The following is a 19,834-nucleotide window of genomic DNA, read 5'->3' on the forward strand; positions in this document are numbered from 1 at the left end:
CGACCCGGACACGCTGAGATACATGAGCCCCGACGAATACTGCCAAGACAAGGCCGCCCAAAGCGGCTCAAGCTTCTATTATTCCTTTTTATTTTTGCCGCCTGAACGCCGCAAGGCCATTACCGCGCTTTATGCCTTTTGCCGCGAAGTCGACGATGTGGTCGACGAATGTACCGACCCGTCCGTAGCCCGGATCAAGCTCGCCTGGTGGCGCACGCAAATCGAAAAAATGTTCGAGGGCAAATCCGAACATCCGGTCACCCAGGCCCTGGCCCCGCATATCGAGTCCTGCCGCCTGGACGCCCGGCGCCTGCAGGCCATTATCGACGGCATGGAAATGGACCTCGACCAAACCCGTTATCTGGACTGGGCCGGTTTGCGCAAATATTGCTGGCACGCCGCCGGAGTGGTGGGCGAGCTTTCCGCCGGGATCTTCGGCTATACGCAAGATGCCACCTTGCTCTACGCCGAAAAACTGGGCCTGGCCTTCCAACTGACCAATATCATTCGCGACGTGGGCGATGATGCACGCCGCGGGCGGATTTACCTGCCCGTCGACGATATGCAGAAATACGATGTCAAGGCCTCCGAGATCCTGAACAGCCAATACTCGGAACGTTTTGTGGAGTTGATGCGTTTCCAGACCGAACGCGCCCGCCAATACTACCGCGAAGCCATGCGTGCCCTGCCTGAAATCGATCGGCGCGCCCAGCGGCCAGGCCTGATGATGGCGGCCATCTACCATGCCCTGCTCAATGAAATCGAACGCGACAACTGGCAGGTGCTGGACCAGCGCATATCGCTCACCCCCATACGCAAATTCTGGCTGGCCTGGAAGATCTGGGTAGGTGGCGGGCGTAGCCTGGTCAAACGCCTGAGTCAATGAAAATAGCCGTTATCGGGGCGGGCTGGGCAGGACTCAGTGCGGCCCTCGGGCTCCAGCGTCAAGGCCATCACGCGGTCGTGTTCGAAGCCGCCCGCATCCCCGGCGGTCGCGCGCGCAGCCTCCATTCGCCGCGCCTGAATGCCACCATCGATAACGGCCAGCACATATTGTTGGGCGCCTACACCGAAACCCTTGCCCTGATGCGCCAGTTGAACCTTCCAATCGAATCGCGCCTGTTGCGCCTGGGGCTGAACCTGCAGGCCGCCGATGGCAGTTTCCGCTTGCGGGCGCCGGTACTGCCTGCGCCATGGCACTTGCTGGCTGGCATGGTGGGCATGCGGGGTCTGAGCCTGCCCGGCCGATTCAGGCTTGTCGCCCTTATCCATCGATTAAAAAAACAGCGATGGCAACTCCCGGACAGCCTCACCGTTGAACAATGGCTGACACAGGGACATCAATCGATTCACGCCATGCGCTGTTTCTGGACCCCGCTGTGCCTGGCTGCCCTGAATACCCCAATCGACCAGGCCAGCGCCCAATTGCTGGCAAACGTCTTGCGCGACAGCCTGGGAGCCCGGCGGGCCGACTCCGACATGCTGCTGCCCCGGGTCGATTTGTCGGAGCTCTGGCCTGCGCAGGCGGCAAGGCAACTCGACATCCGCTATGGCCACGCAATCAGGCACCTGAACACTTGCTCCACCCACATAGCAGTCGACAATGACCCGTTCGACGCCGTAGTGGTGGCAACCAGCGCGCACTCGGCCGCTCGCCTGCTGCGGCAGGGCACCCCTACGCCGGCTGGCAACGAGTATCTGGCCAGGCTGGCGGCATTTCGCTATACCTCCATTGCCACGATAAGCCTGAAGCTGCAACATGCCTGGAACCTGCCCTGTCCGATGCTGATGTTGTACGACTATCCGGACAAGCGGCAATTCGGCCAATGGCTGTTCGATCGCAGCCGGATCGCCGCCCGGGGCTCCGCGTTGCAGGATGCATCATTGAGCATAGTCATCAGCAACGCGGGAGCATTGGGCTCGCACACACGAGACGAAATCGTGACCGGAGCCCTGCAGCAGATTCGCGAACAGACGCGGCGATTCAAGCCCATGCCCAAGGTGCTGGGCCACGAACTGATTGTGGAAAAACGCGCCACCTTTGCCGCCGTGCCAAACTTGAAGCGCCCGGGCAACGCCACGCCCTGGCCAAGAGTCTGGGCAGCCGGCGACTGGACCGATACCGGCTACCCGGCCGTGCTGGAAGGCGCGGTGCGCAGCGGCAAACGCGCGGCCGAGCTCATTGCCGCCTGTCGCTAGCCCTCCCATCCCATGCCCCTGGGTCGAGCCCAGGCCAGGCGGTTCACGCCGATTCGTGGACAGTATTTGGGGAAAATAGTAGGATGAAAAAAACACCATGGAAGAGACGCAATGAGCCATATCTACGCCGACGGACTGGACAAGAATCCCGCCAATTACGCCGCGCTCACACCGCTGGGCTTTATTGAACGCGCCGCAAGCGTCTACCCTGCGCAATTGGCGGTGGTGCATGGCTCGATTCGACGCACCTGGCAGCAAACCTACGATCGCAGCCGCCGGCTGGCCTCGGCGCTGATTGCGCAGGGTATCGGCATCGGCGACACCGTCGCCGCCATGCTGCCCAATATTCCCGAGATGGTCGAGGCCCATTTCGGCGTGCCCATGACAGGCGCGGTTCTCAACACCCTCAATACGCGACTCGACCCAGGCACCATCGCCTTCATGCTCAATCATGGCGAAGCCAAGGCCATGCTGGTCGACAAAGAGTTCGGCCCCCTGGTCGCGCAGGCGCTCAAACAGGTCGATCACCCTGTCCTGATCATCGATGTCGACGATTCCCAATACACCGGGCCTGGCGAGCGCATAGGCACGCTCGATTATGAAGCCCTGCTGGCCACGGGCGATCCGCACTATGCCTGGCAGCCCCCTGCCGACGAATGGAATGCCATCTGCCTGAACTATACTTCGGGCACCACCGGCAACCCCAAAGGCGTGGTCTACCATCACCGCGGCGCCTATACCAACGCCATCAGCAATATCCTCGAATGGGACATGCCCAAGCATGCGGTGTATCTTTGGACGCTGCCAATGTTCCACTGCAACGGCTGGTGCTTTCCCTGGACTGTCGCCGCGCGCGCCGGCGTCAATGTATGCCTGCGCAAAGTCGACGCCCAGGCCATTTTCGATCTGATCCGCAGCGAACGCGTCACGCATTATTGCGGTGCTCCCATCGTCCATAGCCTGCTTGTCAACGCCCCCGATGCGCTCAAGGCCGGCATCACTCACAAAGTCCACGCCATGGTTGCGGGCGCTGCGCCACCCGCGTCCATGATCGAGGGCATGGAACAGTTGGGCTTCGAACTTACCCATGTCTATGGCCTGACCGAAGTCTATGGCCCGGCCTCGGTCTGCGCCCAACACGAGGCCTGGGACCGGCTCGACATAGGCGATCGCGCACGTCTGAACGCCAGGCAAGGCGTGCGCTACCACCTGCAGGATGCCATCACCGTACTCGATCCCGCCAGCATGCAGGCGGTTGCGGCCGACGGCGAAACCATGGGCGAAATCATGTTCCGCGGCAACATCACCATGAAAGGCTATCTGAAAAACCCCAAGGCCACGCAGGAAGCCTTCGGCGGCGGCTGGTTCCACACCGGCGATCTGGCCGTGATATACCCGGACGGCTACATCAAGATCAAAGACCGCAGCAAGGACATCATCATTTCAGGCGGAGAAAATATCTCAAGCATCGAGGTCGAAGACGTGCTGTACCGCCACCCCGCCGTTCTGGCAGCGGCGGTGGTTGCCAAGCCCGATGCCAAGTGGGGCGAAACCCCCTGCGCTTTCGTCGAGCTCAAAGCCGGCGCACAGGTATCCGCCGAAGAAATCATCGCTCACTGCAAAAAGCATCTGACCGGCTTCAAGGTCCCACGCCATATCGAGTTCGGCGAACTGCCCAAAACATCCACCGGCAAAATACAGAAATTCGAATTGAGAAAACGCGCCGGCTCGATCGCGGCAATCGATATATAAGCACTATGCAGCCTGAGCCGCCCGAGTGACGCTCTACACCCCAATGGCCGCAGGCCGGGCAATATGCAGCTGACTTTCCCGGCATGAAAATCGTCTCTCAAAGCGGCCGGATCACATCCAGGGTTTCCAGCATTTGCACGGCGTGGTCGAGGAAAGCGCGCAGCTTGGGCGCCATGTAGCGGGCACTGGGCACAACCAGCTGCACCGGCAAGGGCTCGGATTCGAATTCCGCAAGCAGGCGCACAAGCGTGCCGGCCTGGAGTTCGTCGGCAACCTGATAGGACAGCGGTCGCCCCAGGCCCTGCCCCGCTTTTACGGCAAGCAGCATGGCATCGATTTCGTTGACAATCAGGCGCGGGGCGGGACGCAGCACGCGATCGCGGCCAGCCTGGCGAAAGCGCCATTCAAGCGATGCAATCCGGCCATCGGTGAAGATGGTGTCGTGCATCTCCAGATCGGACAAGGTGCGCGGCGTGCCGCGCGCCTGTAGATAATCCGGGCTGGCCACCAGAAGCCGGCTGACCTCCCCAACCCGCCGCGCCACCAGGCTGGTATCGGCCAGGGGCCCGATCCGCACGGCCACATCCAGGCCTTCCTCGATCAGATCCAGGTTATGGTCATTGAATACAAGCTCGACCCGCATCATGGGATAGAGCTTAAGGTAGCTGATGACCACAGGGCTTACATGCCGGCGGCCAAACACATGCGGCGCGGTCACCCGCAGCGTGCCGCGCAGCGGCGCCGCCGGATCTTCCTGCACGGCCTGCGCGTAATCGGCCAATACACGGCGGGCGTGTTCCGCCAGGCGCAAGCCGGCTTCGGTGGGCGCCAGATTGCGCGTGCTGCGTTCGACCAGGCGGGCGCCAAGCCTTTTTTCCAACGCGGCCAGCGATCGCGTGATGGAAGGCGCGGAGCGCCGCAGCCTGCGCGCAGCCCCCGTCAGGCTGCCTGCTTCCAGAATGGCCAACAGGACTTCAAACTCGTCGAGACGGTCCATTTATTATTTCATAAAATGAAAGAGTAATTTTCATTTTATAGGTATTTACACTATTTTATGAAATAGATAAGATTTCAGCACAATCCATTGAAGGCTGATACACATGACTAACCCCCCTGCCATCACGTTGTATGGAACCCCTTTATCCGGCCACTCGCACCGGGTCGAGCTTCTGTTGCGCATGCTGGAATTGCCCTTTCGCTTCATCGACGCGCCCGCGGCAACGCGCCAATCGCCCGAGTTCCGCCAGCTCAATCCGCTCGGGCAAGTTCCGGTATTGCTGGACGGCGACCTGGTGCTGTGCGACAGCAATGCCATCATGGTCTATCTGGTCAAGCGCTATGCCCCCGGCAGCCCTTGGTTGCCCGACGATGCCATTGCTGCCGCCCAGGTGCAGCGATGGCTGTCCATTGCCGCCGGAGAACTCATGTATGGGCCCGCGACCGCGCGCATGGCCCTGCTATGGGGTGTGCCGGACGATCCCGTGCGTGCCGCGCAGATCGCCGCCCGGCTGCTGGGCTTCATGGAGCAGCATCTGGCCGGTAGGCCCTATCTGGCAAGCGACCACCCGAGCCTTGCCGACCTGGCTTGCTACTCATATACTGCGCACGCGCCGGAAGGCGGGATTGCTCTGGAACCTTACCCCGAAGTGCGTGCCTGGCTGTCCAGAGTCGAGTCGCTGCCGGGGTTCAAGCCCATGCCGCGCTCGTCCGCGCCGAGATCATCATGATCACGGCAATCGAAGGCGGCCCTTTCCATGCGGGCGAACTGCAGGCCCAGGCGCGCGCGGGAATTGCCCCTGGGGGTGCCGCAATACGCAACTTCATGCCCGAGCAGCACCGTACCTTTTTTGCATCCCTGCCTTTTCTGTGCATCGCGGCCACAGACCGCCGCGGCCAGCCTGCCGCAGCCATGCTGACCGGACCGGCGGGATTCGTTTCATCCCCGGACCCTCGCAGCCTGCACATTGCCCTGGCGGCCGATTGGAACGACCCTATTGCGCCGCTGATCGAAGAGGGCCAGCCCATAGGCATGCTCGGCATCGATTTCAGTACGCGCCGCCGCAACCGGGCCAATGGTCTGATCGCCCATGTCCAAACCCGGGAATGGCAGATCGGGATCCAGCAATCCTTCGGGAATTGCCCCAGATACATCCAGACGCGCGATATCCACGACGCCGCGGTTTCCGGGGAGCCAATCGAATTTCTCACGCATCTCCATCAGGATGCGTGCCGCCTGATCAGCCATGCAGACGCATTTTTTGTGGCCAGTACCGCCGGCCCACGCATCGACGATGCCCGCGGCGGCACCGACATATCGCACCGGGGAGGACAGCCGGGTTTTGTGCGCATCGACGGCGACACGCTGACGATTCCCGATTTCAACGGCAATCGCTACTTCAATACCCTGGGCAATCTGCTGATCGAGCCACGGGCGGCGCTGCTGTTCGTCGATTTTTTGAATGGCGATGTGCTGCATCTGCAGGGTTCGACGGAAATTCTTTGGGATACCGAAGAGGCGCATTGCCTGACGGGAGCCGAACGCCTCTGGCGCTTCCACGTAACGGGAGGATGGCGCAAGCCTGGCGCCCTTCCGTTCGTGTGGACCTTCCGCGATTACGCGGCAAGCACCAGTGCGACTGGAACGTGGGAAAAAAAACGCGCAACCATTTAAAGTTGCAATCCGGCGCAACGCAGCAGCAAATCCCGCAAGTCGGCATGATCGGGAGCAAGGGCAAGACCGACTCCCACCCCAAGTTCATCCCCCTCTTTCAACGATCGATAGCAAACGCCGGATCGCTTCAACGACGTAAATGATTTGGGAAGCAGCGCAATTCCTTGCCCATTGGCCACGCCCGCAAGCAGCACATGATGATCGGCGGGCTCTTTGATTACCGTTGGCGCGAATCCATGCCGTTCGAATACCGCGCTGCAATGGTCGAAAAAAGCGGGCTGGCGAGAACGTTCGAACCAGAAAAGAGGCTCGTCGCCCAGGTCGTTCAGGCGCAAGCTGCGCCGACGCGCAAGAGGATGGGCTGAATTCATCGCCACCACCATCGGCTGCCGATCGATCGGGGTGACGTGCAAACCCTTGGTTTCGGTTGGCAGCGCGATAAAAGCCGCCTCGATGCGCTGGGCCCGAAGCAGGCGGACAAGGTGCGGCGAAGCCCCCGTAACCGTTGCCGTCGCCAGCCCGGGCCTTTCCGCATGAATGCGTGAAACCAGGCCGGCGAACCACTCTGGCTCGACGGCATTCGTGACGCCCAGCCTCAATCGCGCCGGCTCGCAACCGGAGGCCAGCGTCTTTTCCGCCTCGTCCAGTAAAGCCATGATGCGCCGGGCGCGAGGCAACAGCCGGTGCCCCGCCGCGGTCAGGGACACGCCGCGCGTATCACGCTCGAACAGGCGCACACCCAACCGGTCTTCGAATTCCTTGATGCGCCTGCTCAACGGAGGCTGGGACATGTGCAGTGTCTCGGCGGCCTGGCGAAAGCTCAAAGACTCTGCCACGGCCAGGAACAGTGTCAATGCGCGTGAATCGATAAGTTTACTCATATCAAAAAGGTATCACGAAATTGGACATGGCGCCACCAGCGGACTCCGCCTACAGTTCGACCCATGGGCGCCATATCCGGCGCTTATTGCAAGAGGCGGCACTCGCCTCGAACCCCGATTACCTGGAGATGAACAATGGAATCTGAACGCTATACCCGCGGCAAGACTCAACTACGGGCCATTGACGGCGAGGCCGGAGTGCAAGTGCTCGACAAGCTTGGCCAATCTTTTCCCGATTTCGCGAAGTATTTGATCGAATACCCTTTTGGCGATATTTACTCAAGGCCTGGCCTGGGATTGCGCGAACGCGAAATTGCCGTCGTGGCGGCCCTCTGCGCACTGGGAAATGCCGCCGCGCAACTCAAGGTACATGTGCATGCCGCCTTGCACGTAGGCTGCACGCCGTCCGAAATCGTCGAGATTGTCATGCAGATGTCGGTGTACGCGGGATTCCCCGCCGCCCTGAACGGACTGGCAATCGTTCGCGAGGTCTTTTCCGAAGCGGGCATAAGCCTGCCGCTCAAGCACGATACAGGCGCCGGCTGAAAACAGGGATAAAATTCGACATCGCAGGCCGAAGGACACGATGATGGCAAAAAAGGACAAGCTGGATCCTGAAACGCAGGAACTGATTCAATGGTGCACCGAAGTGGAAGGCTTTCTGGTAGCCGCCGGTGCCAGCGTGCGCGAAGCGCAGGATCATATCGAAGAGCAGGTCGAATGGTTCATCGACCAGTTTTATGAAGGCCTGACGCCCGAAGAGGCAGCCAAGGCGGCTCTGAACTGACAAGACTGCCTTGGCCCCCTATTGCTGTTCGCGCGGCGCCCCATCATTGTCGGTCAATCCCAGGCGCTCATGCCACTGGGCGATCGACTCTTCAGGGTATCCGTCGAATTGCTTGTCACCCGCCCGCACGGCAACTTCCACCCATGGCGCCTTGAACTCCAGAAGCAGGTGCGTGTGCTCCGGAGCCACAGGCAAAGGCGTATCGATCGCCGAAGCAAAGGGGTGGATCAGCTCGGGCCATTCCGGGCTGTAAAGCCATAACGCACTGCCGCAGCGCCTGCAGAAATGCCTCTGCGCCGTACTGGTGTGGGCACGCGCATCGCCCTCGCGCTTGATCTTCGCATGGTAAATGGAAACATCGTCGCGGCCGGTAACCTTCATCGTTCGCGCATCGCCGCCAAGATTGATGGCATAGCCTCCGCCCCCTTGGGTCTTGCGGCAAATGGAGCAGTAACAACGCTGGTAAGGATAAGGATGGGCGCTGAACAGGCTGAAATGCACGGCGCCGCAATGGCAGGAACCTTCGAGTCGCATGATAAGCCCTCCAATAAAATGAATGCGCAGCAACCCGCCGGCTATCCATGACCGATGGGCTTATGAAGCTAACGCTCTTCTTCAGGAAAATCCGCGCCCAGTGTCGTTTTTTCCCAGGCGTCAAAGTCCTCTTGCAAGGTTCCGAGCTTGCCACGCGCGGCGATCAGGGCCCGCTTCCCCAGCAATAAGCGCAGCGGCGGCTCTTGAGCCATGGCCGCATCGATGATGGCCTGGGCGGCACGCACCGGATCGCCGACCTGGCGGCCACTGCGGGCGGCGGTCTCTTTGCGGCGCGTACCCGCCGTGGCGTCGTAGTCGGCAATGCGTATCGGCGACTCCTTGAGCGAGGGGCCCGCCCAATTGGTGCGGAATGGTCCCGGCTCCACAATCAACACGCCGATGCCCAGCGGCTTGACTTCGACCGCCAGGGATTCGGAAAATCCTTCCACCGCGAACTTGCTTGCATGGTAATAGCCGGTGGCGGCGAAACCCACGAAACCTCCTATGGAGGAAATATTGACGATCAGCCCGTTTTTGCGCTCGCGCATGCCCGGCAACACGGCTTTGGTCATGTCGATCAGCCCGAACACATTGGTGTCGAACATGGCCCGCACGGCGGCGTCTTCGCCCTCTTCGATGGCAGCCAGATAACCATAGCCCGCATTGTTGACCAGCACATCGATACGCGAAAAATGCGCATGCGCCTTGGCAACGGCATCGGCAACCTGCTGGTGATTGGTCACATCAAGCGCCAGGGCCAGTGCGTTTGCGCCATGGTTCTTGACCAGGTCGTCGAGCGTGGAAGGGTTGCGGGCGGTAAGCACGGCCCGCCAGCCGCGGGCCAGGACGAGTTTCGCAAGTTCTCTGCCAAAGCCGGTCGAGCAACCGGTGATGAACCAGACGGGTTGATTATCCAGTGCCATGAAAAACTCCTGATGAAATCCACTTTGTATATTCACCGAAGTATCGCACCGTTCAGCCATCCGTGGAAACCCGCCGAAGCGGGTTTACCGGCCGCCACATTCAGGAATATTTATTGAACGGTAATTTTGTTATCTTTGATAATCTTGTTGTACAAAGCGTAATCGCTGGCTATTTTTTCCGAAAATTCCGCGGGCGTGGATCCCACAGGCAGCGCACCCTGATTGATCAGCTTTTGTTTGACCTCCGGGTTCTGAAGTACTGTTTGCACATCTTTCGAGATTTTATCGATAACCGCCCTGGGCGTGCCTTTGGGTGCCAGCAAACCCACCCAGGACACCGAGTTATAGCCATCCAGCCCGCTTTCGGCGATGGTCGGCACATCGGGAAAAGCCGGGTACCGCTTGCTGCTGGTGACTCCCAGCGCAAGCAGCCTTTGCTGTTTGACGAATGGGCCGCTGCCCAGAATAGTGCCGAAGGTCACGTTTACCTGTCCGCCCAGCAAATTGGTAATGGCGGGGCCTTCGCCGGCAAACGGCACATGCGTCATTTTGATCTGGGCATCTTTCTGAAACACCTCGGCCGCCAATTGCATCGAGCTGCCCGCTCCCGAAGAGCTGAAAAACAGCTTGCCCGGCTCTTTTTTAGCTGTATCGATCAAATCCTTGACCGATTTGATATTTTCCTTGGGGTTTACAACCAGGATCAAGGGCAGCTCGGCAACCTCGGTAATCGGCTCGAATGCAGTTTTGCTGTCGTAGGGCATTTTATACAGCGACGGATTGATCGATTGCGTTCCAATATTGCCCATCATCAGGGTATATCCGTCGGGCTTGGCGCGTGCCACGAATCCGGCGCCGATCATTCCGGAAGCGCCGGGCTTATTTTCGATCACGACAGACTGCTTCCAGATTTCTCCGAGTTTCTGGGCCAGGAATCTTGATGTGGTGTCCGTGCCCCCGCCGGGAGAGAAAGGCACGATGAGAGTAACCTGCCGGGATGGATAGGCAGGCGTGTCGTCCGCATAGGCACCCGACATGACTAGCCCCAGCGAGGCAAGCACAAATAATTTTCTAGCGATATTCATCTCAGAGTCTCACGGCCGATTGGTATTTATGGAAAATTGGAAAACTCAATAATTAAAATACTAATATATTAGTATTAAGGCAATCATAATAGCCGATCTTAATGGGCCGATATCAGCAAAAACCCTAAATGATCACTGGCACATTCATTTGAAATCAAACGGGCGGACAAGACGACAAGCAGGTTTGGATCGGAAGTATGGGTCTGTGGCGGTTTTTTTCTATAAAGACGCCGCAGGGTGGGCGGTGCTGTGTAGTCCGGCACGTCCAGCGGTCGTGGCGCTGCGCGCCCCGACTGCCCGGGTCTGCCTCGTCCAGGCGGGTGTCGGGCCAAACTCGCTACGCCGCTGGCGCGGCTGCGCTCAAACATGGCCCGCCGAAGGCCCCCGCCTTCCCTTCGTCAGCACCCGGCGCTGGACTACCGCCGGACTACACAGCACCGCCCACCCTGCGGCTTGCGTTGAGGCAATGCAGCGAGGTATACGCTGGGCCGGCAAGCTCATTCCAGTCATGCCATTACGTGAGCCGTCTATCGGGGCTTGGGGTCAGGGCCGGCGTAAGGCGTGCGCCGGATGCTACCGTAGGGAAGGCGGGGGCTTTCGGCGGGCGCTGTCTGAGCCCAGCCTCGCGAGGCTGGGCGAGTTCGCCCGACGCCCGCCTGGACGAGGTAGATCCGGATCAAGCACGCCGTGCCGGCCCTGACCCCAAGCACCGATAGACGGCGTCTTTATATACCAATACCCCATCCATCAAAGAATGCCGTAAACACTCGAACCAAAAATACCCTAATACCCGTAAAACTCTTCGGTCCGTATATCGTCATCATCAACACCAATCTGATTCAAAGTGGTCCGCATGGCCTCAACCATGGCCGGAGGCCCAACCAGATAGTAAATAGGGCTTTGCAGGCCAGCGATGGCGCGCTTTATCAGATCGCCGTCGATCAGCCCCGTTTCCCCCTTCCAGGGCATGCTGGACTTTTCCATCTGCGCCATGACGCCGATCAGGCGAAAATGCGCGTTTTGCTGCTCGAGCTGTTGCAGCTCGGCCAGAAATGCCGCATCTTCGGGCCGCCGGTTGGCATACAGCAATGTCAGACTCTGAGGCAACTTATCGTTCCCGGCCTGCTTCAGTATGCTCATGAAAGGCGTTATACCTATGCCCCCGGCAATAAAAACTGCGGCACGTGCGCGATTATTGTGCAGAGTCAGCGATCCAAAAGGCCCTTCGAGCTTCACGACAGACCCGGCAGGCAAGGCTTTGAGCGCATTCTTGAACACGCTGTCGCGCATGCGCGTCGCAATAACCAGATCACTTTGCGCAGGCGCGCTGACAATGGAAAACGTGTGTCGCGCATTCTGCGCATCGCCAGCTTCCAGCCCGGGCAAAATCACATCCAGAGCTTGTCCCGGCTTGAACGTGAAGCCGCTCGGCTTTTCAAAATGAAAGGCCATAGTGCCTTCCGCAACATTGTCGTGTTTTTGCAGTTTTACGTCATAAGTCATCATGGTGCCGCCTTCTGAATAAGCCAAGGCGCATGGGCGGAGCCCCTGCCAGCCTGTGTAAAGAAATAGCCCTGCCGCAACAAGGGCTTTCGCTCTATTTCTTGCGATAGCGATTAAATTCGCCTCACCGCATTAGATCAAGGCATTCCTTGCCGCGTTCCCGATATGGATGTGGCACGCAAGAAGCATGCCTTTATTATGTGGCAAAATTGGCTTCCCGACAGCGCAAGGCGTTTCGCCGCATTGCGCCTCCATTCACCACACCCCGAGTATCGCACCCATGAGCTACGACCCCTTTGACAATGACCTTGAACGCGGCCTGCGAAATCGCCGGCAGATCCTGGGAGATGCCTGGGTGGACCGCTCCATCGGCAATGCCACCAATTTCAATGCGGAGTTCCAGCACTTGATCACGCGATTTGCCTGGGACGAGATCTGGAGCCGGCCCGGACTCGAAAAACAGACTCGCCGCATTATAGTGCTGGCCATCACCATGTCGCTGGGCCGCTGGGAAGAATTCGAGCTGCACGTGCGCGCTGCTTTGCTGGGCGACCCAGACACGCGCCTGACACCAGACGAATTGAAAGAAGTCCTGATTCAGACGGCGGTCTATGCCGGCGTGCCCGCCGCCAATACAGGCTTTACGCACGCACAGAAGATACTGCGCGAAATCGGCCCGCAAATCGGCTATGAGCTCGAACCCGCATCGCTCTTCGAAGCTCGCCGCCCGGGTGCGGGTACAGAAGCTGTCACACACAGCAAACCTGCGCTGCATTACAGTATGCGCCCGGCTCGCGGCCGCGCTCCGGCTCCCAAAACCATAGTGCTCAGCCATGCGCTGGGCTGCGATCTGAGCATGTGGAACCAGATGGCCGATTTCCTGACGGCCGATTACAACGTCGTCTCCTACGACCATCGCGGCCATGGCAGTTCCGATGCCCCGCTTGCGCTCTACAGCATGGAGGAACTGGCCGAGGACGCGGCGCGCCTGGTTCACGAACTCGGATGCGGGCCGGTAATCTGGATCGGCCTATCCATGGGCGGCATGGTTGGGCAGGAACTGGCGATCCGCCATCCGTCGCTGGTATCGGCCCTGGTCATCGCCAACTCCACGTCGGAATACCCCGATGCGGTCCGGGCAGTTTGGCAACAACGCATTGAAACCGTCCGCGCCCAAGGCATAGAAGTCATAGCCGATGCGGTCATGGAACGGTATTTTCACGAAGGCTTTCGCCAGGAGCACGCGGGCGCAGTCGCCGCATTCCGCCGACGCCTGGTCACCACAGACCAGGACGGCTATATGGGCTGCTGCAATGCCGTAGGTACCGTCGACACAACCCGCCGCCTGTCGCAAATCAAGGCACCAGCGCTGGTCATTGCCGGCGAACTGGATCAGGGCGCGCCTGTGGCCATGTCGAAGACCATCGCCTCGCAAATCCCCGGCGCCCAGCTTGTCGTAATACCCGAAGCATCGCATTTGGCCGTCACGGAACAGCCCAAGGCCTTTGCACAGGCCGTCGAAAATTTCCTGGCTTCACTGACGTAATTGGAATGGAACGGGACGAAGGCATAGGCGGGCCTTGCGCCCGCCCGCATCAATCCAAGCTCAACGGGCCGTGACGCCCAGCCACTGATCCAGCATGGCCGGGTCGTCCGATAGAACACGGCTCGCTCCCTCGTAAACGATGCGGCCGCGCTCCAGCACAATAGCCTGCCGGGTGATGGGCAGAATCTGATGGGCATGCTGCTCTACCAGGATAACCGTCATACTGCCCTCGCTCACCATTCGGCCTATGATTTGCAGCAGTTCCTGCGCAATCAGCGGCGCCAAGCCTTCCAGCGGTTCGTCGAGCAGCAGAATACGGGGATTGAGCATCAGGGCGCGCCCCATGGCCAGCATCTGCTGCTCTCCTCCCGAAAGCTGATTACCCATGTTTGCGCGCCGCTCTTTCAGGCGTGGAAAAGTGGAATACACCCGCGCCAGATCCCAGGAGCCCGGTCTGGCAACGACTGTCAGGTTTTCCTCGACCGTGAGGGAAGGAAAAATATCGCGCTCCTGGGGCACCCATCCAAAACCGGCCTGCGCTCTCAAATGGCCGGGAGTCCTGACCAGATCGCGCCCCTCGATGGTCATACTGCCCCGGCGCAACCGGGCGGCTCCCATCAGGGTGGCAAGCAATGTACTCTTGCCCATGCCATTGCGGCCCAGCAGCGCCAGGCTTGTACCTTCGTCGAGCGCGAAGGAGATGTCTTCCAGTACCGTGGCGTCGCCGTAGCCCGCCCATACATTTTTCAGACGAAGCAATTCAGCCACAGGCGGCCTCCCCCAGATACACTTCCTTGACGCGGGGATCGTTGGCGATTGCCTGCGGCAAATCGTCCATTAGCAGCGCGCCGGCAACCAGCACCGATATGCGTTCGGCAAACCGGAACACCAGATCCATATCGTGTTCGATCAGCAATATGGTCACATCGCGAGGCAATTGCGCAATGGTTTCAAACAATTCGCGGCTCTCGCCGGCGGGCACGCCGGCGGCGGGCTCGTCGAGCAGCAGGACACGCGGCCGGGCAGCCAGGGCCAGCGCAATTTCGATTAAACGCTGCCGGCCATAAGCCAGGCTTCGGATCTTTTCGTATGCAACGTCGAGCAGCCGCAGGCGCGAGAGCAATTCGGCCGCCTCGTCGGCGACTTCGGCATACATCCCTACCGGACGCCACCAGCGGGCGCCCAGGCCGCGACGCTCGCATACGGCCATGACAAGCGATTCGAGCACCGTCATGCCGGGAAACAACTGGTTGATCTGGAACGTGCGGACCAGACCTTGCCGGACCCGGCTGTGCTGGGCCATGCCGGTCACATCCTGGCCATGCACGGTCACGGAGCCGGAGGTGGGCACGAGAAAGCCGGTCAACAAATTGATGAGCGTCGTCTTGCCCGCGCCGTTGGGCCCGATCAAGGCATGACGCGCGCCCTCGGCGACGTTCAGGCTGACGTTGTCGGTCACGACAAAGCCGCCAAACTTCTTGACCAGGTTGCGAGTCTGCAATGCATAGTTCATGGCCTATTCTCCCTCGCCCCTGAAATGGCCTCGCTGCCTGGATGTCGCCGGCGCCATGCGGCGCAAAGGCGACCCAGGCCCCCCATGATGCCGTCGCGCGCAAACAGCACGATCAGCACCAGGAACAGGCCAAGCCAGAACTCCCAGTATTGCGGGTTGATGTCCGCCAGAGTGTTGTGAGCCACCATGAACACGATAGTGCCCAGCAAGGCGCCATACAAGCTGCCCGTGCCGCCCAGCACCAGGATGACCAGCAACTCGGCGGAACGCTGGAAGCTGAGCACATCCAGCGAAACAAAGGCATTGGTCTGCGTAAGCAGGGCACCCGCCACCCCGGCATAGGCCGCACCCACGGTGTAAACAAGCACCAACCTTCTTTTTACCGGCACACCCAGCGCAGGCATGCGCAAGCCATTCTGGCGGATGCCGCGCAGGCTCTGGCCCAGCGGCGCATGCACCATGCGCCGCGCCAGCCAGAACATCGCGAACAGCACCACAAGGCAATACACATAGCCGGTGCGGCCGTAGATATCGAAAGAGAACAGGCCGAGCAAGGGCTTTACCTCCACACCCTGCAAACCATCGACGCCCCCGGTGAAATCGGTCAGCTTGTTGGCCAGTTCGAACAGCATTAGCGAAACGCCCAGGGTCACCATCAGCCGGGTCAGATCGCTGCCGCGCAACAATAGAAAGCTGGACACAAAACCCGCAAAACCGGCCACAAGCGCCGCCGCGGCCAGGCCCAGCACCGGCTCCCCCATGCCATACTTGGCCAGCAGGCCGGCTGCATAAGCGCCCAAGCCAAAGAAGGCCGCATGGCCCAGCGACACAATGCCGGCATAGCCCAGGATCAGGTCCAGCGACAAGGCAAACAGCGACACGATGGCAATCTGGCTCATCAGCAGCAAATTATCGCCAAACACAAAATAGGCAACAATCGGCATCAGCCAGAATACATACTCGGCAGGACGCCACCGCGCGGCGCGGCGCCACGGTTCCAGGTCGAGCAAAACCCGAGGCCCGGCCCCTGAGGCGGTGATGGCAATTTCTTTCATTGGGGTTCCCATGCCTTATTTCGCCGCACGGCGCCCAAACAGGCCTTGCGGCCGCACAATCAGCATCGCAACCATGACCGCGTAAATCACAAAAGCGCCGATCTGTGGCACGTAATACTTGCCGGCCACATCGCTCACACCCAGGATAATGGCGGCGATCAGCGAACCCTTGATGCTGCCGCTGCCGCCCACCGCCACCACGATCAGGAAGTAAACAATGTATTTGACCGGGAAGGTGGGGTCGAGGCCCAGCATTTCCACACCCAGGGCGCCTCCCAGTCCCGCCAGGGCCGACCCCAGCGCGAATGTCAGGCTGAATACACGATCCACGTCGATGCCAAGGCCACGGGCCGCACGCTGATTGTCGACCGATGCCCGCAATTGGGCTCCGAAACGGGTGCGCACCACCAGCCATTGCAACAACAGCACAACAATCAGCCCCACCCCAATCAGGAAAAGCCGGTATACGCCGATGTCCAGGCCCGGCAGATGGTACTGGCCCCGCAGAAAATCGGGCAGCGCCAGAGGTTGCTGCGAGGCGCCGAAGAAATAATTGGCGCCCGCCATGGCCATGAAAACCAGCCCGATGGAAAACAGGACCTGATCGAGGTCGGAAGCCTTGTACAAGCGCCGATATAAAGTTCGCTCAAGCACCACGCCAAGCAGCGCCGTGGCAATGGCGACTACAGGAAGCGTCGCCAGAAAAGGCACGTCGAAGCGCCCAAGAAGGATGACGCATACATAGCCGCCGAACATGGCAAAGGCCCCATGCGCCAGGTTGACGAAATTCATCAAGCCCAGGGTCACGGACAAGCCGACGCTGATAAGGAAAAGCAATACGCCGGAAGCGATGCCATCGAAGAGGATCGTCATGAAATGTTCTCGCGATCGAACGAGCGGCTACGAACGCATTATGCGTCCGTAGCGGACCGGCTTATTGTTTACCCGGGTCTTTGACATCGGCCACGTGATCGAACTCGACATTCTGCAGCTTGCCGTCGACTTTTTCTACCTTGCGTATATACACGTTCTGGACGATATCGCGAGTTGCCGGATCGATTGAGATCGGGCCTCGGGGACTGATCCATTTATCGCCTTTCGCCGCGGCGATGAACTTGTCGCCGCTGGCATCGCCGCCGGTTTTTTTCAGTACATCGTAGATCAGATGCATGCCGTCATAGCCGGCCACGGACATGAAATTGGCGCGGTTTTTGGGGTAGGCCTTGTGATAGGCCTCTGTATAGGCCTTGTTTTCGGGCGATTTATGGGACTCGGCATAATGGAAAGAAGTAATGACGCCCAGGGCCGAGTCGCCCATCGCGTCGAGCACGTCTTCATCGGTCAGGTCGCCCGTGGCGATCAGTTTGATGCCGGCCTGCTCCAGGCCACGCTCTTTGAAGCCCTTGCTGAAAGCCACCCCCTGCTCGCCCGCCGGCACAAAAAGAAATACGGCATCGGGGTGGGCATCTTTGACTTTTTGCAGGAAAGGAGCGAAATCGGGGTTTTTGACCGGAGTGCGTACTTCGCCCACAATCTGGCCGCCGGCCTCGGTAAAGGTTTTCTTGAATTGTTTTTCCGCGTCGTGGCCGGGGCCGTAATCGGCCACCACCGTGAATACTTTCTTGATGCCGTTTTTAGCGGCCCACGTGGCCATCGGCGCCGTGATTTGCGGCAAGGTCATTGAGGTACGCACAATATACGGCGACTTGGTGGTCACCGAAGACGTTGCGGCGTTCATGACCACCATAGGTATCTTGGTCTCGGCGGACAAAGGCCCGACGGCAAAGGCGGAGGGGGTCAGGCCAAAGCCCGCGAGAATATTCACCTTGTCCTTGACCACGAATTCCTGAGCGGCGCGCTTGCTGAGTTCAGGCGCCACGCCGGTATCGTCCTTGACCAGCAGCACTACTTTGCGGCCGGCAACCGCGTCGCCGTGCTCGCTGATGTACAGGCGGGCGCCGTTCAATATCTGTTTGCCGTAGGCCGCAAAGGGACCCGACATCGGCAATACCATGCCGATCTTGAGGTCATTGGCGGCATAGGCGGAAGTCGTGGCGCCAAGAACCAGGGCGGCACCGGCCAGTATTTTATTGATCTGCATTATTTCTCCTTGCTATTTGTAGTTATATGCCTCTGATGGGTTGCCGGTTCATCCGGCCATTCAATGAACAATCCGACTGCGAAACTGGCGATTGCGCACGTGTCATGCGCTCTGCCGCACCCGGCCCACTTGGCTATCGTGCATGATAATTCATTATGAGAACATGCTGAAGACATTGAATTGTCAGTCCGATAACGTGGCCGCCCGTTTACGAAAATCCTTGGGGGACAGCTCCACCCGGCGCTTGAAAAAACGCGTGAAGTACGCCGGGTCGGAAAACCCCAGAGTATTGGACACCTGGCTTATCGTCATGGATGTGTAAACCAGGCTTCGCTTGGCTTCGAGCAAGACACGCTGATGAATCAGATCCAGCGCCGATTGCCCCACTCGTTGACGGCACAACACATTGAGGTGAGCGGCGGTAATGCCCAGCCTTCGCGCATACTGATCGACCGAATAGTGTCGGGCGTAATTCTCGTCGATCAGCAGGCAAAAATTCTTGAAATGCTTCTGCCCCCGATCCACCCCAACGGGCATCTCCTGGGCTGCGTCGGCCGGATTGCGGCTGAGCCAGATCAGGATCGCCGACAGCAGTGATTCCATCAGCAGATTCCGGTGCGGCGCATGCCCCCGGTATTCTTTATTCAGCGCCTCGAAGGCCATGCCGATATGGGCACCGTCGCCGGAGCCTGGGCGATATATGCGGGGCAACGCAATCAGGGCATCGTCCATATCGCGGCCTATCCTGTCGAACAGGGGGTACGCCAGCGTCACCACATATCCGTCGGCATTCAGGGCGAACTTGAAACCGTGTATGCACATTTGCGGCACCACCACGATCCCGCCCGCTTCCATATCGACATGCGTGTCGTCGAGCAGGACCTGCGCCGTACCGGCCCTTAAATACAGGAACTGGATAAGGCCATGGTGCTGGTGCGGCTTGATCTGCCAATTATGCAATTTGCTTCGATCAGGAATGGATTCGCAATGCACCATGTCGGGCGTCATCCACTGCCGGTGCTCACCGTACAATTTATAAACAGGGACTGCTTCTACCTGAGCCATATTGATAACCGCCTTGGCAAATTCAAGTGTTTTCATATCCTAACAGGATTTTTCACCCGGCTTGCAATGAAAATCCGAGATATTCGAAAAGTACAAATATTAGCGCTATAAGTCCATTCCAAAATACGCCGCGTGGACGCACTATGGAAACATTCCTTGAACCACGGCAAGAAAGAATCCGCCCAAGCCGGCCAGTCGCATCAGGCGCACGCCGGCTGA

At 59.4% G+C, this 19,834-nt stretch carries 20 protein-coding genes; 8 read left to right on the forward strand and 12 right to left on the reverse strand.

Annotated elements, in window-relative coordinates:
- Positions 1 to 22 precede the first annotated feature (22 nt).
- The 3 genes from hpnD to LSG25_RS08400 all read left to right on the forward strand — a co-directional run bounded on the left by hpnD (position 23) and on the right by LSG25_RS08400 (position 3,951).
- Positions 23 to 886, forward strand: coding sequence for a presqualene diphosphate synthase HpnD (gene hpnD, locus LSG25_RS08390; protein WP_232744210.1), 864 nt, complete (start codon positions 23 to 25; stop codon positions 884 to 886).
- Positions 883 to 2,199 carry a hydroxysqualene dehydroxylase HpnE gene (gene hpnE / locus LSG25_RS08395; protein ID WP_232744211.1) on the forward strand — a complete coding sequence of 439 codons (1,317 nt, stop codon included), beginning with the start codon at positions 883 to 885 and terminating at the stop codon, positions 2,197 to 2,199. The genes hpnD and hpnE overlap by 4 nt, the downstream gene beginning before the upstream one ends.
- Before the next feature lie 111 nt (positions 2,200 to 2,310).
- On the forward strand, positions 2,311 to 3,951 hold the full coding sequence (locus tag LSG25_RS08400) for an acyl-CoA synthetase (RefSeq protein WP_232744212.1): 1,641 nt from the start codon (positions 2,311 to 2,313) through the stop codon (positions 3,949 to 3,951).
- A gap of 97 nt (positions 3,952 to 4,048) precedes the next feature.
- Here the strand turns inward: LSG25_RS08400 and LSG25_RS08405 are convergent, their stop codons facing one another.
- Positions 4,049 to 4,948, reverse strand: coding sequence for a LysR family transcriptional regulator (locus LSG25_RS08405; RefSeq protein WP_232744213.1), 900 nt, complete (start codon positions 4,946 to 4,948; stop codon positions 4,049 to 4,051).
- Positions 4,949 to 5,045: 97 nt separating this feature from the next.
- Between LSG25_RS08405 and LSG25_RS08410 the strand changes: the two genes are divergently transcribed.
- Together LSG25_RS08410 and LSG25_RS08415 are read left to right on the forward strand one after the other, a co-directional pair.
- Positions 5,046 to 5,678 (forward strand): glutathione S-transferase family protein, encoded by a 633-nt coding sequence (locus LSG25_RS08410; protein WP_370636003.1) that lies wholly within the window; start codon positions 5,046 to 5,048, stop codon positions 5,676 to 5,678.
- Positions 5,675 to 6,622 carry a pyridoxamine 5'-phosphate oxidase family protein gene (locus tag LSG25_RS08415; protein WP_232744215.1) on the forward strand — a complete coding sequence of 316 codons (948 nt, stop codon included), beginning with the start codon at positions 5,675 to 5,677 and terminating at the stop codon, positions 6,620 to 6,622. The genes LSG25_RS08410 and LSG25_RS08415 overlap by 4 nt, the downstream gene beginning before the upstream one ends.
- Here LSG25_RS08415 and LSG25_RS08420 read toward each other — a convergent pair.
- Positions 6,619 to 7,503 carry a LysR family transcriptional regulator gene (locus LSG25_RS08420; protein WP_232744216.1) on the reverse strand — a complete coding sequence of 295 codons (885 nt, stop codon included), beginning with the start codon at positions 7,501 to 7,503 and terminating at the stop codon, positions 6,619 to 6,621. The genes LSG25_RS08415 and LSG25_RS08420 overlap by 4 nt on opposite strands.
- 135 nt (positions 7,504 to 7,638) lie before the next feature.
- On the opposite strand from LSG25_RS08420, the gene LSG25_RS08425 reads away from it, so the two are divergent.
- Together LSG25_RS08425 and LSG25_RS08430 are read left to right on the forward strand one after the other, a co-directional pair.
- Complete coding sequence (locus LSG25_RS08425) at positions 7,639 to 8,049, forward strand: carboxymuconolactone decarboxylase family protein (protein ID WP_232744217.1); 411 nt, start codon at positions 7,639 to 7,641, stop codon at positions 8,047 to 8,049.
- A 43-nt stretch (positions 8,050 to 8,092) separates the two neighbouring features.
- Positions 8,093 to 8,290, forward strand: a complete 198-nt coding sequence (locus LSG25_RS08430; protein WP_232744622.1) for a hypothetical protein — start codon at positions 8,093 to 8,095, stop codon at positions 8,288 to 8,290.
- An 18-nt stretch (positions 8,291 to 8,308) separates the two neighbouring features.
- On the opposite strand, the gene LSG25_RS08435 is transcribed toward LSG25_RS08430, so the two are convergent.
- From LSG25_RS08435 to LSG25_RS08450, 4 genes are all read right to left on the reverse strand, one after another.
- Positions 8,309 to 8,824 carry a GFA family protein gene (locus LSG25_RS08435; protein ID WP_232744218.1) on the reverse strand — a complete coding sequence of 172 codons (516 nt, stop codon included), beginning with the start codon at positions 8,822 to 8,824 and terminating at the stop codon, positions 8,309 to 8,311.
- A 68-nt stretch (positions 8,825 to 8,892) separates the two neighbouring features.
- Positions 8,893 to 9,747, reverse strand: coding sequence for an oxidoreductase (locus tag LSG25_RS08440; RefSeq protein WP_232744219.1), 855 nt, complete (start codon positions 9,745 to 9,747; stop codon positions 8,893 to 8,895).
- 110 nt (positions 9,748 to 9,857) lie between these two features.
- Complete coding sequence (locus tag LSG25_RS08445; protein ID WP_232744220.1) at positions 9,858 to 10,832, reverse strand: tripartite tricarboxylate transporter substrate binding protein; 975 nt, start codon at positions 10,830 to 10,832, stop codon at positions 9,858 to 9,860.
- Between the two features lie 783 nt (positions 10,833 to 11,615).
- A complete protein-coding gene (locus LSG25_RS08450; protein WP_232744221.1) occupies positions 11,616 to 12,338 on the reverse strand; it encodes a ferredoxin--NADP reductase in 723 nt (240 codons plus the stop codon).
- A 277-nt stretch (positions 12,339 to 12,615) separates the two neighbouring features.
- Between LSG25_RS08450 and pcaD the strand changes: the two genes are divergently transcribed.
- Positions 12,616 to 13,881 (forward strand): 3-oxoadipate enol-lactonase, encoded by a 1,266-nt coding sequence (gene pcaD / locus LSG25_RS08455; RefSeq protein ID WP_232744222.1) that lies wholly within the window; start codon positions 12,616 to 12,618, stop codon positions 13,879 to 13,881.
- 60 nt (positions 13,882 to 13,941) lie between these two features.
- Here pcaD and LSG25_RS08460 read toward each other — a convergent pair whose 3' ends face one another.
- The 6 genes from LSG25_RS08460 to LSG25_RS08485 all read right to left on the reverse strand — a co-directional run bounded on the left by LSG25_RS08460 (position 13,942) and on the right by LSG25_RS08485 (position 19,651).
- Positions 13,942 to 14,649 (reverse strand): ABC transporter ATP-binding protein, encoded by a 708-nt coding sequence (locus tag LSG25_RS08460; RefSeq protein ID WP_232744223.1) that lies wholly within the window; start codon positions 14,647 to 14,649, stop codon positions 13,942 to 13,944.
- Complete coding sequence (locus tag LSG25_RS08465; RefSeq protein WP_232744224.1) at positions 14,642 to 15,394, reverse strand: ABC transporter ATP-binding protein; 753 nt, start codon at positions 15,392 to 15,394, stop codon at positions 14,642 to 14,644. Before LSG25_RS08465 ends, LSG25_RS08460 begins: the two co-directional genes overlap by 8 nt.
- Positions 15,391 to 16,449 (reverse strand): branched-chain amino acid ABC transporter permease, encoded by a 1,059-nt coding sequence (locus tag LSG25_RS08470; RefSeq protein ID WP_232744225.1) that lies wholly within the window; start codon positions 16,447 to 16,449, stop codon positions 15,391 to 15,393. Before LSG25_RS08470 ends, LSG25_RS08465 begins: the two co-directional genes overlap by 4 nt.
- A gap of 15 nt (positions 16,450 to 16,464) precedes the next feature.
- Positions 16,465 to 17,322 carry a branched-chain amino acid ABC transporter permease gene (locus LSG25_RS08475; protein WP_232744226.1) on the reverse strand — a complete coding sequence of 286 codons (858 nt, stop codon included), beginning with the start codon at positions 17,320 to 17,322 and terminating at the stop codon, positions 16,465 to 16,467.
- Between the two features lie 61 nt (positions 17,323 to 17,383).
- Positions 17,384 to 18,550 (reverse strand): ABC transporter substrate-binding protein, encoded by a 1,167-nt coding sequence (locus LSG25_RS08480; RefSeq protein WP_232744227.1) that lies wholly within the window; start codon positions 18,548 to 18,550, stop codon positions 17,384 to 17,386.
- Positions 18,551 to 18,733: 183 nt separating this feature from the next.
- Positions 18,734 to 19,651 carry a helix-turn-helix domain-containing protein gene (locus LSG25_RS08485; RefSeq protein ID WP_232744228.1) on the reverse strand — a complete coding sequence of 306 codons (918 nt, stop codon included), beginning with the start codon at positions 19,649 to 19,651 and terminating at the stop codon, positions 18,734 to 18,736.
- Between the last annotated feature and the right edge of the window lie 183 nt (positions 19,652 to 19,834).

This window comes from Paralcaligenes sp. KSB-10, assembly GCF_021266465.1.
Lineage (GTDB): Bacteria > Pseudomonadota > Gammaproteobacteria > Burkholderiales > Burkholderiaceae_B.

What these genes read in the sequence shown, in the direction of transcription:
- hpnD (WP_232744210.1), top strand. Translation starts at nt 23, where the DNA reads ATGAGCCCCGACGAATACTGCCAAGACAAGGCCGCCCAAAGCGGCTCA.
- hpnE (WP_232744211.1), top strand. Translation starts at nt 883, where the DNA reads ATGAAAATAGCCGTTATCGGGGCGGGCTGGGCAGGACTCAGTGCGGCC.
- LSG25_RS08400 (WP_232744212.1), top strand. Translation starts at nt 2,311, where the DNA reads ATGAGCCATATCTACGCCGACGGACTGGACAAGAATCCCGCCAATTAC.
- LSG25_RS08405 (WP_232744213.1), bottom strand. Translation starts at nt 4,948, where the DNA reads ATGGACCGTCTCGACGAGTTTGAAGTCCTGTTGGCCATTCTGGAAGCA.
- LSG25_RS08415 (WP_232744215.1), top strand. Translation starts at nt 5,675, where the DNA reads ATGATCACGGCAATCGAAGGCGGCCCTTTCCATGCGGGCGAACTGCAG.
- LSG25_RS08420 (WP_232744216.1), bottom strand. Translation starts at nt 7,503, where the DNA reads ATGAGTAAACTTATCGATTCACGCGCATTGACACTGTTCCTGGCCGTG.
- LSG25_RS08425 (WP_232744217.1), top strand. Translation starts at nt 7,639, where the DNA reads ATGGAATCTGAACGCTATACCCGCGGCAAGACTCAACTACGGGCCATT.
- LSG25_RS08430 (WP_232744622.1), top strand. Translation starts at nt 8,093, where the DNA reads ATGGCAAAAAAGGACAAGCTGGATCCTGAAACGCAGGAACTGATTCAA.
- LSG25_RS08435 (WP_232744218.1), bottom strand. Translation starts at nt 8,824, where the DNA reads ATGCGACTCGAAGGTTCCTGCCATTGCGGCGCCGTGCATTTCAGCCTG.
- LSG25_RS08440 (WP_232744219.1), bottom strand. Translation starts at nt 9,747, where the DNA reads ATGGCACTGGATAATCAACCCGTCTGGTTCATCACCGGTTGCTCGACC.
- LSG25_RS08445 (WP_232744220.1), bottom strand. Translation starts at nt 10,832, where the DNA reads ATGAATATCGCTAGAAAATTATTTGTGCTTGCCTCGCTGGGGCTAGTC.
- LSG25_RS08450 (WP_232744221.1), bottom strand. Translation starts at nt 12,338, where the DNA reads ATGATGACTTATGACGTAAAACTGCAAAAACACGACAATGTTGCGGAA.
- pcaD (WP_232744222.1), top strand. Translation starts at nt 12,616, where the DNA reads ATGAGCTACGACCCCTTTGACAATGACCTTGAACGCGGCCTGCGAAAT.
- LSG25_RS08465 (WP_232744224.1), bottom strand. Translation starts at nt 15,394, where the DNA reads ATGAACTATGCATTGCAGACTCGCAACCTGGTCAAGAAGTTTGGCGGC.
- LSG25_RS08470 (WP_232744225.1), bottom strand. Translation starts at nt 16,449, where the DNA reads ATGAAAGAAATTGCCATCACCGCCTCAGGGGCCGGGCCTCGGGTTTTG.
- LSG25_RS08475 (WP_232744226.1), bottom strand. Translation starts at nt 17,322, where the DNA reads ATGACGATCCTCTTCGATGGCATCGCTTCCGGCGTATTGCTTTTCCTT.
- LSG25_RS08480 (WP_232744227.1), bottom strand. Translation starts at nt 18,550, where the DNA reads ATGCAGATCAATAAAATACTGGCCGGTGCCGCCCTGGTTCTTGGCGCC.
- LSG25_RS08485 (WP_232744228.1), bottom strand. Translation starts at nt 19,651, where the DNA reads ATGAAAACACTTGAATTTGCCAAGGCGGTTATCAATATGGCTCAGGTA.